Here is a 15,471-nt window from a genome sequence, read left to right as displayed (position 1 = left end):
CGTGTGTAATTTTCAATTTTCAATTCTCCATTTTCAATTGTTTAAAGGTGAATCACTTCGTCGTAAGCGGCACATGCCGCTTCCATCACGGCTTCGCTCATGGTTGGGTGCGGGTGTACCGTTTTGATGATGTCGTGTGCGGTAGCTTTCATTTTGCGTGCAAGTACCATTTCGGCAATCATCTCGGTCACGTTCATACCTACCATGTGGGCACCCAGTAACGTGTTGTCGGCAGCGTTGAAAATCAGTTTGATAAAACCGTCATTGGCTCCTGCTGCGCTAGCTTTCCCGGATGCGGTGAAGGGGAATTTACCGATTTTGAGTTCATAGCCCGCTTCCCGCGCTTTTGCCTCGTTCAGTCCCACGGATGCAACCTCGGGTGTGGTGTACGTGCATCCCGGGATGTTCGTGTAATCGATTGTTTCGGTGTGAACTCCGGCGATGTGTTCCACGCAACAGATGGCTTCAGCCGATGCCACGTGAGCCAGTGCCGGACCGTGCACGATGTCGCCGATAGCGTAAACGCCTTCCACGTTCGTGCGGTAGTACTCGTCGACCTTTACCCTACCTTTTTCCATTTCGATATTCAGCTCTTCCAAACCGATATTTTCCACGTTCGGGCTGATTCCCACTGCCGAAAGCACGATTTCTGCCTCGTGTACTTCGATTTCACCCTTTTTATTTTTGATGTTTACTTTCAACAGTTTTTCTCCGGCTTCCACGCTTTCCACGGATGATTTCACCATCACGTCGATGCCTGCTTTTTTGAAAGAACGTCCCACTTGTTTGGAAACTTCCTCGTCTTCTACCGGGAGGATTGTCGGCATGAATTCAACCAACAATACTTTGGTTCCCATGGCGTTGTAGAAGAATGCCAATTCGGAACCGATAGCTCCCGAACCGACCACGATCATGGATTCCGGTTTGTGGTCGAGCGTCAGTGCTTGGCGGTACCCGATGATGCGTTTCCCGTCCTGCGGGATATTCGGCAATTGGCGTGAACGGGCACCGGTTGCCAGCACGATATGTTGTGCCTCGTGAACGGTTTTCTCGCCCGCCGCGTCGGTTACCTCAACTTTCTTGTCGGCGGTCAGTTTACCGTGCCCCTCGATCACTGTGATATTGTTTTTCTTGAAAAGGTATTGGATACCTTTACTCATCTTGTCGGCTACTCCCCGGCTGCGGGCGATAATGGCATCGAAATCCGGTTCTGCGTGCTCGATTTTTACCCCGTAATCGGCGGCGTGTCCGGCGTATTCCAACACTTGAGCCGATTTTAGTAATGATTTCGTCGGGATACAACCCCAGTTCAAACAGATACCCCCAAGTTCCGCACGTTCTATAACAGCCACGTTCATTCCCAGTTGTGAAGCACGGATGGCTGCCACGTATCCCCCGGGACCACTTCCTACCACGATTAAGTCGTATTTCATTTTATTTGTCATTTATAATGTGAATAATTATTACACTGAATCATCGGGTGACAAAATTAGGGTATTTGTTTAGAATAGAAAACAAAATCGATTTTAGATTTTAAAAGGTTTCTCTCGCGTTCATGTTAATGTAATAAAAATAATGTGTATAAATAATGAATTTTATTTGTAGTTAATATATATCACCTCCTATTCAATTCCCATTCAACTCCTATTCAAAGCCTATTATAAAGGTATAAAAATAGAATTTAAATTGAAATAGTATAAAAATTATTAATACTGAAATTTATAGTATATACGTTATTCTTTCACGTAAAATAACTGACTGTGTCGAGAGTTGTTTTTGAACGAGGTAGAAAATATTTTCCCGTTATGATATCGAGAGTTGAAGTTAAAATTTTGTATTTCTGAGTTGAAATAGTATCTTTACACGCTAAAATTTTATATAGTATTGAAAATAACTGGTATATGAAGTATTCCGTGTTGTGTGCCTTGCACTGTCGGTTGTGAATGAAGAGAATATTTCATGTCGCTTAAAACATAAAATTGGATATTAATATGAAAGGACTAAAAATTGTTGTTCTTGCTAAGCAGGTTCCCGATACAAGAAACGTGGGGAAAGATGCGATGAAGGCAGACGGAACTGTAAACAGGGCAGCTTTACCTGCCATCTTCAATCCGGAAGATTTAAATGCTTTAGAGCAAGCTTTAAGATTAAAAGATACAATTGAAGGAACTACTGTTCACGTGTTGACGATGGGACCGGGGCGTGCCGCCGAGATCATCAGAGAGGCGATGTACAGGGGTGCGGATGGCGGTTACTTGTTGTCGGATAGGGCATTTGCCGGTTCTGACACGTTAGCGACTTCTTATGCCTTATCTTGTGCTTTATGTAACTTGGAATATGACGTGATTATTTGTGGTCGTCAAGCGATTGACGGTGACACCGCGCAGGTAGGTCCGCAGGTGGCCGAGAAATTGGGATTGCCGCAGGTAACTTACGCGGAGGAAATACAGAAATGTGACGGGAATGTGCTCACGATTAAACGTCGCTTGGAAAGAGGTATCGAGGTGGTAACTTGCCCGCTTCCCTGCGTGGTAACGGTGAACGGTTCTGCAGCCGAGTGTCGCCCGAGAAATGCCCGTTTCGTGATGAAATACAAAAACGCGAAAGGCACTCAAGAGGCTCAAGATGCCAACGAGGATTATTTCGCGCTGGTGAACGAACGTCCCTATTTGAAGTTGACGGAGTGGAGCGTGAACGACGTGGAGAGTAATCCCGCGGATCTCGGTTTGAGCGGTTCGCCTACCAAGGTGAAAAACATCGAGAACGTGGTGTTCCAAGCAAAAGAGGCAAAAGTGCTCTCCGGCACGGACGTGGAAATCGATGCCATGATGAAAGAGTTGATAACGAATCATACAATTGGATAATTTATGATTTTGGATTTACGATTTTAGATTAGAATCAGCTAATCGTAAATCACGAAATCATAAATCATAAATTATTAAAAGAATTACGGAATGAACAGTGTATTTGTATATTGCGAGATAGAAGAGGGGGTAGTTGCCGACGTGAGCCTTGAGTTGCTGACGAAAGGTCGTGCCCTTGCAACAAGATTGGGTGTGAAGCTTGAGGCTATAGCGCTCGGACATAACTTGAAAGATATAGAGAAACAGGTATTCCCTTACGGGGTTGATGTAGTTTGGGTGGGCGACGATGCCCGTTTGGCTCCTTACACGACGTTGCCTCACACGAAGATGTTGGTTCGTTTGTTTGATGCGGAGAAACCACAGATCGCTTTGATGGGGGCTACCAGCGTGGGACGTGATTTGGGTCCTCGCGTGTCTTCTGCTTTACATAGCGGTTTGACTGCCGATTGCACGAGCCTTGAAATCGGGGAGTACATGGATGCCAAGAGCGGTAAGAAATACGAGAATCTGTTGTACCAGATTCGACCTGCTTTCGGGGGAAATATCGTGGCAACTATCGTGAACCCGGATTGCCGCCCGCAGATGGCTACCGTTCGCGAGGGGGTAATGAAAAAAGAGATTGTCGATCCGCAATATAAAGGTGAGATAAAGAATTTGAACATCGACGAGTATCTGGACGACACGGATATGGTCGTGAAGGTGATAGAACGCCAGATGGAGAAATCCAAGGTGAACATCAAGGGAGCCCCGATTATCGTTGCCGGAGGATACGGCGTGGGTTCCAAGGAGAATTTTGCTTTGTTGCATGAACTGGCTTCCGTGTTAGGCGGGGAAGTGGGTGCTTCGCGTGCTGCCGTGGATGCCGGGTTCTGTGAACACGAGCGCCAGATCGGACAGACGGGTACCACGGTACGTCCTAAATTATACATCGCTTGCGGTATCTCCGGACAGATACAGCATACTGCCGGAATGGAAGAGTCTTCCATGGTTATAGCGATCAACACGGACGCGGATGCCCCGATTAATAAATTTGCTGATTACGTGATCACGGGTGACCTGAACGTGGTAATTCCGAAAATGATCCAGTATTACAAGAAAAACAGCAAGTAAAATTATTTACGATTTATGATTGAAGATTTACGAAACAAAGAGTGTTTTTGTGGGAGGGAATCTGAAATCATAAATCATTAAATCAAAAATTGAAAAAGGTATGGCAAATTTCTATACAGATAACGAGGATTTGAAGTTCCACTTGGGACATCCTTTGATGAAAAAGATCGTCGCGTTGAAAGAACGGAATTTCGAGGAGGCGGGAAAATGTGATATCGCTCCCCGTGATTTCGAGGATGCAATGGATAACTATGATAGAGTGTTGGAGATCGTGGGGGACATTTGTGGCAACGTGATCGCCGAGAACGCGGAAGAGGTTGACCACGAGGGACCGCAAGTGATTGACGGTCGCGTGAAATACGCTCGCGGAACACAAGAGAATCACGACGTGTTGACACAAGCCGGTTTGTACGGTATGTCATTGCCGCGTGAGTATGACGGGTTGAACTTTCCGATGGTTCCTTATGTAATGGCTGCCGAGTTGGTTTCTCGCGGTGACGGCGGATTCGCCAATATCTGGGGATTGCAGGATTGTGCCGAAACGATTCACGAGTTTGCCAGCGAGGAGCAAAAACGTGAATTTTTGCCTCGTGCCGCGAAAGGCGATACTTACGCGATGGACTTGACCGAGCCGGATGCAGGGTCGGATTTGCAATCCGTGCAATTGAAAGCGACTTATTGCGATAAGACCAAGAAATGGTACTTGAACGGTGTGAAACGCTTTATCACGAACGGTGATGCTCAAATCTCGTTGGTTTTGGCACGTTCGGAAGAAGGTACGCATGACGGTCGCGGTTTGTCCATGTTTATTTATGACAAGGCTGACGGCGGAATGACTGTTCGTCGTATTGAAAATAAATTAGGTATCAAGGGTTCCCCGACTTGCGAGCTGGTATTCAAGGATGCGCCTGCCGTGTTGGTGGGTGAGCGTAAGCTGGGATTGATCAAGTACGTGATGTCGTTGATGAACGGTGCCCGTCTGGGCGTGGGAGCTCAATCGGTAGGTATCGCGGAAGCAGCTTATCGTGAAGGTTTGAAATACGCCGGGGAAAGACGTCAGTTCGGTAAGGCTATCATTGAATTCCCAGCCGTGTACGAGATGTTGACCAATATGGAAGCCAAGTTGCACGGTGCTCGTGCCATATTGTACGAGACCAGCCGCTTCGTGGATATGTACAAGGCTTACACGCATATTGCCAACGAGCGTACATTGAATAAAGAGGAGCGCGAGGAGATGAAGAAATACCAGAAACTGGCGGATGTTTTCACCCCGCTTCTGAAATTATTCTCCAGCGAGTACGCTAACGAGATAGCTTATGATGCGTTACAGATTCACGGTGGGTCCGGATTCATGAAGGACTACCCGATCGAGCGTCTGGTACGTGATGCCCGTATCACGAATATATACGAGGGAACTTCTCAATTGCAGGTTGTGGCTGCTATTCGCGGTGTAACAACAGGACAGTACGCCAAGCATATCCGTGAAGAATACGAGAAAGCTCCTATTTGCCCGGAGCAGGAGTTTGTGCGTGAAACTTTAAGAGGCATGACTGCCGCTTACGAGGCTGCCGTGACGAAAGTTACCGCTGTCGGGGAAACGGAATACGTGGACTTCCACGCTCGCCGTCTGGTGGAAATGGCAGGGTATATCATTATCGGTTACTTGTTGTTGATTGATTCTCAGCGGGATGGCCGTTTCGCGAAATCAGCCGAGATATTCGTGAAATACGGACAGGCAAAAGTTGCGGGATACGCGGCTTTTATCAATGATTTCGAATTGAAAGATTTGGGAATGTACAAGAAATAACGCATTTCTAAAATTACAAAATACGTGAAGAGATCGTTCCGAATGGAGCGATCTTTTTTTATCTCCACTCTTTCGAGGTCACCCCTTGAAAGCCTGCTCTTGGAAAATTGTTTTTACAACTGTTTCGTTTTCTAAAAAATAATAGTGTTTTTTTTCATGCGAATATGATTAAAACATTATCTTTGTTGTTGTAAATTATTGATTTATAGAATATTAAAATGTTCAAAAATGGCTCTGGGAGGGCAGAGTCGTTAATTTGTAATTGTATGAATGGGATAAAAAAGTCTATTTATAATGTTTTTTATAAAACGTCAGGAGTGTGTTTTATACTTTTCTGTACGATTGACTTTTTATACGCCCAAGGGACAGACGACGTGGTGAACGCGTTGGTGAATGCAGGGTACGAAAATGTCAGTCGGGAAATAGGGGAGACGGAGGAGGTAATCATGTTCGAGAATGCATTGTGGCGGGCGAACGGGGACGGTATAAGAGAAGCTATTAAACTTATAGAGTTATATCCGGTGACCCCGGGAAAAGGACGGCGGGTGGTCGTTCTGAGAAATAAGGTGCCACAAGTATCATTGTTGCTCCGTCCGGGAGAAGCTGCCGGGATAGAATGGAATGTCAGTTATGAACTGGGGGATTCATGGAAAAAGGTTCACGATAAAAAATTTGCCAATAATTCCCGTTGGAAAGCGGATTTGGTATTTTACCCGCAATTCTCTTTACGTAATCAGAAGTTCCACAAGATATACGACGTGTTGTTCAATATCGCCCCGGCGTTGGAGATTGTTCCGTTCCGGGGAACGAAAATCACGGGACAGGTTATTATCCCGGTTTTCAACGAGTTCGGCGGATTGTATGATGACGTGCGTCCCGGCTATATTACCGTGCAACAGAATTTCAGAGTGGAAAACGTGTTCCTTCAAGCAACGGTGGGGAATTTCAATCAAAACCGCTGGGGAATGGATTTGAGTTTTTTCCGTCCTTTTACAAAGGGCTGGTTGCAATATTTCGCGATAAAAGGGGGAGTCGGGTTGACGGGTTCTTCTTACTTTATAGATTGGAATTGGCATTATGGTCCCACGAAACTCTTTACGTGGAACGTCGGGGGAAGTTATTATAACCCGCGATATAACGTGCTTTGCGAGGTGCGGGTGGAGAAATTTCTTGCCGGGGATATCGGGGTGCGGGCAGATATGACGCGCCATTTCAGGCGTGCCTCTATCGGCTTTTACGTTATGAAAAATGACTATGATAATCTGGATGGCGGATTTCATTTCTCGATATTGATTCCACCGATGAAGTACAAGAGGAAGCGGGTGAGAGTAACCCCGGCTAAATACTTTAATATGGAATACAAAGCAGCCGGATTATTCTTTAACGGGAAGTCCTATAAAACGAATCCGGGACAGAATAAAGCGGAGGAGAACTTTAACCCGTATTACATAAAATCACAAATACAGAATAACTAATAACTTAAATTAAAAGCAGAAAGCAAGTAAAATAGTAAACAAAATCAGGAAATAATAAGTTAAACAAGTGTAAACCTTTATAAATGAAAGAATGATGAGAAAAGAAGTAAAACATTTTGGTATGAGCGCGAAAGCTATACTAATGGTAATGGTTGTCTTCGGAACGCTTTTCACTAGCTGTTACACGAAGGATGATATTCCGGTGGTTCAGGTACCGGAGGAAGTTCCCAACAAGTACATTATCGAGGGTACGATTGTAGCCAACACGAATGGAGTTTTGGAAACTTTGAAAGGAGTTACCGTGACCAGCGACAAGAACGGCGTTGTTTCGTCGGGAGATGCTAACTTTATTGTTACAGTGGGCAGTCCTGATACTTACACGTTATCATTGAGTAAGACGGGATACGATCCTATTTCTTACAAAGTGGTTGTTCCGAGCGCGGGCGACAAGATTACCGGACAATTGATTTCCGTGAATGTACAATTGACGATGTATCGCGAGAATACCTCGAATCCGGGTACCGGAGAAGTTGGTGTAGACGGTGGAAACGTGGTAAACGGAAACGGTACGTTGACGATTCCTGCCGGGGCTCTTACAGCGAACACGACGATCACCATGAGTGTTAATGATGATGTGAAACAAGCTGTCGAGGTAACCGGTTCGCAAGAGGCTGCCGCTCAATTCCTGTTAGGTGAGTTCGGTCCCGGTGGAACGAAATTCCTTGCTCCCGTGGATTGGAGTGTAGCGTATGACGCTTTGTCTGATTTTTATTTGGCAAATACGCAATTACAATACAGGGCGAATAACAATGCCGGTGACTGGACGGTTATGACTGATGGTATTGTTTATGACAATGATAATGATAAGTACAATGTATCATTAACCCACTTCTCTCAATACCGTATGGTATACTTGGCAAGCGGAATGACGTTGGATGCTGTTACAGAAACTCTTCCGGCTATCGCGACAATCTTGAATACGAATCCTTCACCTGCTTCGATCACAGAAATTCCTTACAAGAAATACGAGGGTGCCGAGTTGACTTTAGGTGACGGATGGAATAATATCACGAATACTTCCGACAAAGATCAGATCGAAGAGTTGGTGAAAAATGCCGTTATGGCTAAAGTAAACGTATCGGAATTTAAAGCATTTATCGGTGAGCCGGTTGCTGCTAACTATGTATTGAGAGAGCCGATCACGTTACCGTACGATTATCACTTGTTGTCCAAAGGAGAACAATCCATGGATTACTACGTATTCACGTTCAAAGTATACAAGAAAGCGGACAACGCGGCTGTCGAGTTGAAAGTGAACGTGAAGGTGGCAGGTAAAGTTTCTATTTTCGTGGAAATGGATTATTGTGGAGCACATCATACTCACGGAAGCTGCGGACACGTGTATCACGGTGGTGCCGGCGGTGGTATGGTTATAGGAGATTAATTTAGAAAAGGAATCGAACGTTAAGTTAAATCCGGAAGCAAAATGTCATTGATATTGAATATGAAAAGGGTGTTACTCGCGAGTATATTTATCTTGAGCACTTTCATGCTTTCGGCACAATTAACGTCGGGTACGACCGGATTGTTGAACAGTCCGTCTGCCGATATGCAACCTGACAAGACGGTGATGCTCGGTGGAAATTTTTTGCACGACCGGATAACCCCGAACGGGTTCCCGTATAACACGTACAACTATTTCTTGAATATCACGTTCTTGCCTTTCCTCGAAGTGGCTTACACGTGTACCTTGTTTAAGGCTACCGACAAGTTTGTCCCGGAAAAGAAAGGGAGGTTTGTCAATCAGGATCGTGCTTTTTCTGTTCGTTTACGAGCGCTGACGGAGAGGAAATATCGTCCGGCTATTGTTCTCGGGTCTAACGACCTGTACACGCAAAGCAACGGGGGAGGGATTATGACGGAGGAATCCAATAATCAATATTTCAACAAGTTCTACTTGGCTGCGACGAAACACGTGAACATCACGAAAACAGAACAGGTCGGATTGCATTTAGCGTATCAGTACAACAGACGGGCGTCCAATCGCCTGAATGGGTTTTCCGGGGGAATTAGTTATAAGCCCTCGTTTGCTCCCAACTTGAATCTGATCGTGCAGCATGATTCGAAAAGTTTCTTTGTAGGTGCCAACTACCTGCTCTTGAAGCATCTTTTTATGCAAGTTGTTTTGCAGGACGGGCAATATTTTTCGGGAGGGCTGGCATACAAGATGTATTTGAAAGGTAAATAACGAGGAATTTGATAAAACTATAAATATTAATAGAATGAAAATAAAGACTTTATTACTCTCTGCACTGGTTGTGGCGGCTTCCTGTTCGGTAACCGCCCAAACGACCGATACGGATGTAAAATATATGTCTCCTAAATTTAAGGATAATATTTTTATCAGTATTGGTGTGGGTGCACAAGGTTACCTGACGCAGGATAACTTTGACCACGGTTTCGGGAAAGTGATCCAACCGTTGGTGAATCTGTCCGTGGGTAAATGGATGGATCCTTACTGGGGGCTTCGCGGACAGGCATCCGGTTGGCAAAGCAAAATGTACACGGATGTCGACCGTCTGAACAATGGCGGCGTATTCAATAAATTCGAACGTAAATATATCAATTTGAACTTGGATTTCATGTTGAACCTGACTAACCTCTGGCGTCAATATGATCCCGAAAACAAATGGGATATGACCTTGTTCTTGGGACCCGGTTTGAGTTTTGGTAAATTCCATGACAAACAACTCGATGTGCTTGTTAACGGTTCGTTGGGATTGGGTGGAAAATACCATATCAACAAGTATTGGGCTATCGACTTGGAGGCTCGTACACATTTGATGCCGACATTCTTCTATACCTCTAAATACACGGGGTCAGAAGAGATTGCCGGACGTTCGTACCAAGACGGATTGCTTTCTTTGTCGATTGGTGCGACTTACACTTTCGGCGGTCGGAAGTTTGCCCGTTACGAGAGTGGAGCGGAACAGATGCGCCAACAATTGAATGACAAGATCAACGGTTTGGAAAACGAGTTGCGCAACACGCAATCTCAGTTGGAAGCTGCCAAGATTGCCGAGCAAGTGGCTCAAAAAGAACTTGCCTTGACCGAGGCCGAGAAAGCTGAAGCTATCGCTGCCGCTGCAAGACAGGATTTCACTCAATACGTTGGTTTCACAATCAACAAGAGTGCCGTGAAAACGGAACAAATGGTGGTACTGCAGGCTGTAGCCAACTATATGGCTGAGAACCCCGGCGTGAAGATGAAAGTTGTGGGTTACGCCGACAAACAAACCGGCAGTAACTATTTTAATCAGAAACTTAGCGAAAGACGTGCGAAAAGCGTTTACGATCTGTTAGTGAAGAAATTCGGAGTGTCTTCAGACCGTTTGTCTTACGTCGGGTTGGGTGACCAGTCACAACCTTTCAAGGTGAACAATTACAATCGTTTAGTAATGATCCTTGGGGAAAAATGATAATCAAGAGTTTATGAGGTTCGAGAGTCCGAACAAGTCATTAAATACAAAATGAATCTTATAGACTTATAAGTTGAGGGGTTGCGAAAGCAGCCCCTTAATTTTATTCTTCATCTTTACCGATTTCAATCGGTTTGTAACTCTCCCTTTCTTTACGGTCAGTTGTGGCGGCACAGCTGATGCCTCTTTCTCTCATGGCCTCGCTTTTACCGATGTGTGTATTCGGGAATTTTTTCTTTTTACTGAAAAACGTTGTTATTCCCAAGCCGATGAAAGCTATTCCGACCAGTACCAGTATGATAATGAAATAAGTTCCCAGCATAATATTATTCGTTTGGTTTAAACAAAAATACGATTATTTCTTCGGCAACCCAAATAACCGATTGGATATTGTCTTTTTTGTGATAGAAGATAGTTCGTTAACAATAGTTGATAGGCTTACGATGTCAATTTATTATGACCTTGTGTGATAAAAAAGGATTGATTGAAAAAGTGTTATCAATTGATCGTTTAATGCGATGCAAATATACCATATTTTTATTAATTGAAAAACTATTTGCACAAATTTTCCATTTTCGCAATCAGATATTTACAGTTTTTCGAGAAACGAAATTCGATAATTTTTTTTAATATCATTAAACGATGGTTTATAGAAATAAAATTTTCAACTCTTTCGGAAAATGCTTGGATAAACATCTGATAGATGTGATTGAAAAATAAAACTGGTTCTTCATGGTTGTAAAAAAAGAAATGGTATTGGGATGCGTGCATGATTATCGGTTATGTGTTATCGGATTGATTTTGACAATTTTTTGTTCAACAGAGTTATACGCTCAGAAAGAGGACGGAATTGTCAAAACTCTAGTTAATGCCGGTTTTGAAAATGTTAGTAGAGTCGTATCGGGCTCGGAAGAAATCATCACTTTTGAGAATACCGTTTGGAAAGCCGACGGAGAAGGAATCAGTAAAGCTATTGACTTGATCGGGAAATATCCCCCGCTTCTGGGGAAAACAAGACGTGTGGTGGTTTTACAACTGGGTATACCCCAAATGTCATTAGTATCGTCGGCGTCTGCCGCGATTACAACTACAGGAACGGTAAATTCCAATTGGTTACCGATGTACGAATTGGGAGATGCGTGGAAATCGGTTAAGAGAGTTCCTCGGGAAAACCGTTCGAGATGGAAAGTCGATCTTGTATTCTACCCGCAATTTGCATTTAGAAATCAGAAGTTTCATAAGGTATATGATATTTTGTTGAACTTGTCTCCCGCGCTGGAAATTGCACTAATAAGAGGAATGAAGCTAACGGGGCAGGTAATTATTCCTGTGATAAATCAGTACGGTGCTAAATACGAGCAAACACGTCTAGGAATCTTCACGCTCGAACAGCATTTCCGCGTACTGAATAGTTTAGTCGATCTGACCGCGGGAATTTTTAATCAAGACCGTTGGGGATTTGATTTGCACCTGTTCCGTCCGGTTATGACCGAAGGATGGCTAAGTAATTTTGCCTTGGAGGGACGAATCGGTCTAACCGGTTCCTCTTATTTTTATCATTGGAACTGGCATTACGGGGCAGCGAAGTTGATAACATGGAATGTCGGGGGAAGTTATTTTAACCCGATGTTTAACGTGTTGTGCGAGGTGAAAGCAATAAAGTTTTTAGCGGGAGATTATGGCGTGAGGGCAGATATGACCCGGCATTTTAAGCGGGCGTCAGTTGGTTTTTATATCATGAAGAATAACCGGGGAAATATAGATGGTGGGTTCCATTTTGCGATAGCCCTTCCTCCCATGGGGCAAAAAAGAAGAAAGGGTTTTCGGGTAATGCCTGCACGGTATTTTGATCTGGAATACAAGGCGGCGGGGTTGTTCTTTAATGGAAAGTCCTATGAAACACGCCCCGGGGAGAATAAAGCGATCGATAATTTTAACCCAAAATATATAGAATCACAATTAAAGAATTAGAATGAAGAAAACAAAGTTTAGAACTTAAATAACATGAAAATGAAGAAAGAAGTAAAACATTCAGGAATTGGTATTAATTTAATGCTGTTAATAACAGTGTTTTTCGGATCATTGTTTAGTAGTTGTTACACGAAGGATGATGTTCCGGTTATGCCTACAACGGAATCAAGCGATTCCGTCGTGTATAAAATAAACGTTAAGGTCGTAGACTTGAGCAATACTCCTATTGAGCATGTCAAGATCTATCCAATGGGTGTAGAAACCGACGCGAATGGAATGTATACTTTCACGTTGAATGTTGCTGGAAGTGTTTCATTTTCTTTGGAAAAAGAAGGTTATGAAAGTGTGTCTTACACGGTAACTTTACCTTTCGGAAAGAATGGTGAGACTAAAACTGTGGAAGCTACATTTTTAATGAAAAAAGTAGAAATCAAGGAGGCTATCTATACTGTTGCCGGAAAAGTGTTTGACGGGTTAACCAAGGAAGCGGTAACGAATGCTACCGGTACTTGGACTTTGAGAGGAGGAGCTGCAGCTGATGATGGTACATTAACTATAGGTGCAGACGGAACATTCTCTCAAGTATTGCATAAACCTGGTGTATATGATTTTGTAATTAATGCAACGGGTAAAGAGGAAGTAAAATACTCTGTAACTATTCAAAAAATAGCGGCCGGTGAAGAATATTATTTCAACATGGAGATCCCGATGTATGAAGAAGGTACAGTTGAAGGGCAAACTTACACGTTAGAAGGGACTATACGTGATGCCGATGGACAAGATTTAACGGGGGCAACGGTTTATTATAGTGTTGCCGTAAGTACTGAAACGACTCAAGTTGAGGTTTATGGAAACGAATTCTCTATTGATAACTTGAAAAAAGGTTCAGTGACTCTTTTTGTTAAAAAGGATGGTAAAAATGGTTGGTCAAAAACTTTTGACTTGAATAAATTCTCTGTAGGAACAGCGATTGCGGTACCTGTATACATGACTGCACCTAAAGCGGGTGAAGAAACCGCAGAAGTTTTTGTTCCCGGTCAGGGGGCGGAGCTCAAGCCTGTAAAGACGGAGTCTGGTGTAACTGAAGATGGAAAAAAGATGATCGAGGTTGCTACAACTTTGAGTATTCCTCAAGATGCATTGAATACCGCAACATTAATATCTACTAAGGTTAATGCTACCATTGATAATACTACAAGTGGTGGTATTCTTGATGTGATTCCTGCCGCTGCAACATTTGTTACCGGTGAGTTCTTGCCTAATAATACAACATTCGCTGCTCCATTAACTTGGAAGATTACGAATCCTTTTGATAAAGTTTTCATCGGAATGAAATTGCAATATAGTGAAGATGGCGTGAATTGGGCAGCCCCGGAGAAAGACGCAGGAATAGCTGTGCAAGGTAATGATTATATAGCTAAGATTCATCATTTCTCTTATTATCGAGTAGTATTGGAATCTTCTTCTGTTGATACCGTTACAGAATTGACTCCTATCAATTTTGAAAAATTCTATTTGAATAATACCGCTAAAATTATTAAGAAGGGAGAGGGTAAATTTACCTATACTGTTAAAAACGGATACGAATATATAACTTCATTGGATGGGTACAGCGAAAACGTTCAAGCATTGATTGAAGCTGCATTGGAAGGGCTTAATGGAGAGCCGATGGCAACTGTAGAGAAGACTGGAGCAAATGACATCGATGTACCGAGTGATTGGGTGTATGTCGCTAGTGGTCAGCAACAATTCTTGATTAAGACTTATACCTTCAAAGTTTCCGGAGGAGAGGATATTGTCGTTAAGATTAAGACAACGAATGGTCAAGTTTCAACGATTAGCGGTAAAATTGAGATGTTTGATCAACATCACCACACTCACGGTGGTCACATCACTGCTGGTGGTGCTGGTGGAGGTGCCGGAGAATAAATAGATTTAATGAACCTATAAGAATGAACCGAAAGTAATAAAAATGCAGACGAACATGATAAAGAAGATATTATTCATTTGCTTATTTTTGTTTAGCTCGTTATTACTTTCGGCTCAACTAACGCTTGGAACGACCGGGTTGTTGAATAGTCCGTCGGCAGATATGCAACCGGACAAGACCGTGATGATAGGAGGAAATTTTTTAAATGATCGTGTAACACCCGATGGATTTCCGTATAATACATATAATTATTTCTTGAATATCACGTTTTTGCCTTTCCTTGAAGTTGCATATACTTGTACGTTGTTTAAAGCGACGGATAAGTTCGTTCCATCAAAAAAGGGGCGGTTCGTGAATCAGGATCGTTCTTTTTCAGTCCGTCTGCGTCTGTTGCGAGAGAGAAAGTATCTTCCGGCGGTTGTAGTCGGCTCAAATGATCTTTACACGCAGAGCGGTGGAGGTAAAATACTTTCGGAGGGCAGTGGTAATCAATATTTCAGTCGGTTTTATATAGCTTGCTCGAAGTATATAAATATTTGCCCGACAGAACAAATTGGAGTACACATGGCTTATTTGTATAATCGGCGGACTTCAAATCATTTGAATGGTTTTTCCGGTGGTGTTAGTTATAAACCTTCGTTTGTTCCGGAATTGAATTTAATAGCTCAATATGATTCGAAAACTTTTTGTATCGGGGCTAATTATTTGCTTTTGAAGCATCTTTTCGCGCAAGTCCTTTTGCAGGATGGTAAGTATTTTACCGCGGGATTGGCGTACAAGATATATTTAAAAGGAAAATAAAGAGAGAACGAGGAAATTATAGAATATAAATAAA

Annotated in this window: 12 protein-coding genes; 10 read left to right on the top strand and 2 right to left on the bottom strand. The window is 43.2% G+C overall.

Going from position 1 to position 15,471, the window contains the following annotated elements; all coding sequences use genetic code 11:
- Positions 1-41: 41 nt before the first annotated feature.
- Positions 42-1,433, bottom strand: a complete 1,392-nt coding sequence (lpdA, locus tag Q5866_RS16455; protein ID WP_303181367.1) for a dihydrolipoyl dehydrogenase — start codon at positions 1,431-1,433, stop codon at positions 42-44.
- Between the two features lie 558 nt (positions 1,434-1,991).
- Here lpdA and Q5866_RS16450 point away from each other — a divergent pair.
- The 7 genes from Q5866_RS16450 (at position 1,992) to Q5866_RS16420 (ending at position 10,735) form a co-directional block, all read left to right on the top strand.
- Positions 1,992-2,864: an electron transfer flavoprotein subunit beta/FixA family protein gene (locus Q5866_RS16450; protein WP_303181366.1), complete on the top strand. Its 873-nt coding sequence runs from the start codon at positions 1,992-1,994 to the stop codon at positions 2,862-2,864.
- Between the two features lie 90 nt (positions 2,865-2,954).
- Complete coding sequence (locus Q5866_RS16445) at positions 2,955-3,974, top strand: electron transfer flavoprotein subunit alpha/FixB family protein (protein WP_099290006.1); 1,020 nt, start codon at positions 2,955-2,957, stop codon at positions 3,972-3,974.
- A gap of 100 nt (positions 3,975-4,074) precedes the next feature.
- The gene (locus tag Q5866_RS16440; RefSeq protein WP_099290007.1) at positions 4,075-5,781 is read left to right on the top strand and encodes an acyl-CoA dehydrogenase family protein; all 1,707 of its coding nucleotides are present in this window, start codon (positions 4,075-4,077) and stop codon (positions 5,779-5,781) included.
- Positions 5,782-6,047: 266 nt separating this feature from the next.
- Positions 6,048-7,256: a hypothetical protein gene (locus Q5866_RS16435; RefSeq protein ID WP_303181365.1), complete on the top strand. Its 1,209-nt coding sequence runs from the start codon at positions 6,048-6,050 to the stop codon at positions 7,254-7,256.
- A gap of 121 nt (positions 7,257-7,377) precedes the next feature.
- The gene (locus tag Q5866_RS16430) at positions 7,378-8,700 is read left to right on the top strand and encodes a hypothetical protein (protein WP_303181364.1); all 1,323 of its coding nucleotides are present in this window, start codon (positions 7,378-7,380) and stop codon (positions 8,698-8,700) included.
- Between the two features lie 42 nt (positions 8,701-8,742).
- Positions 8,743-9,504 carry a YjbH domain-containing protein gene (locus Q5866_RS16425; RefSeq protein WP_303181363.1) on the top strand — a complete coding sequence of 254 codons (762 nt, stop codon included), beginning with the start codon at positions 8,743-8,745 and terminating at the stop codon, positions 9,502-9,504.
- Between the two features lie 34 nt (positions 9,505-9,538).
- Entirely contained in the window at positions 9,539-10,735 is a 1,197-nt protein-coding gene (locus Q5866_RS16420) for an OmpA family protein (RefSeq protein ID WP_099290010.1), read from the top strand.
- Positions 10,736-10,838: 103 nt separating this feature from the next.
- Here Q5866_RS16420 and Q5866_RS16415 read toward each other — a convergent pair whose 3' ends face one another.
- Positions 10,839-11,057: a hypothetical protein gene (locus tag Q5866_RS16415; RefSeq protein WP_186977204.1), complete on the bottom strand. Its 219-nt coding sequence runs from the start codon at positions 11,055-11,057 to the stop codon at positions 10,839-10,841.
- Positions 11,058-11,467: 410 nt separating this feature from the next.
- Between Q5866_RS16415 and Q5866_RS16410 the strand changes: the two genes are divergently transcribed.
- Genes Q5866_RS16410 through Q5866_RS16400 form a run of 3 tightly spaced genes read left to right on the top strand, consistent with a single transcriptional unit; the run spans position 11,468 to position 15,437 of the window.
- Complete coding sequence (locus Q5866_RS16410; RefSeq protein ID WP_303181361.1) at positions 11,468-12,706, top strand: hypothetical protein; 1,239 nt, start codon at positions 11,468-11,470, stop codon at positions 12,704-12,706.
- A gap of 39 nt (positions 12,707-12,745) precedes the next feature.
- Complete coding sequence (locus Q5866_RS16405; RefSeq protein WP_303181360.1) at positions 12,746-14,635, top strand: carboxypeptidase-like regulatory domain-containing protein; 1,890 nt, start codon at positions 12,746-12,748, stop codon at positions 14,633-14,635.
- Between the two features lie 55 nt (positions 14,636-14,690).
- Positions 14,691-15,437 carry a YjbH domain-containing protein gene (locus Q5866_RS16400; protein WP_186977198.1) on the top strand — a complete coding sequence of 249 codons (747 nt, stop codon included), beginning with the start codon at positions 14,691-14,693 and terminating at the stop codon, positions 15,435-15,437.
- Positions 15,438-15,471 lie beyond the last annotated feature (34 nt).

It is taken from the genome of uncultured Butyricimonas sp. (assembly GCF_959596855.1).
Lineage (GTDB): Bacteria > Bacteroidota > Bacteroidia > Bacteroidales > Marinifilaceae > Butyricimonas > Butyricimonas muris.
This window is presented reverse-complemented; position numbering and strand designations above follow the sequence as displayed.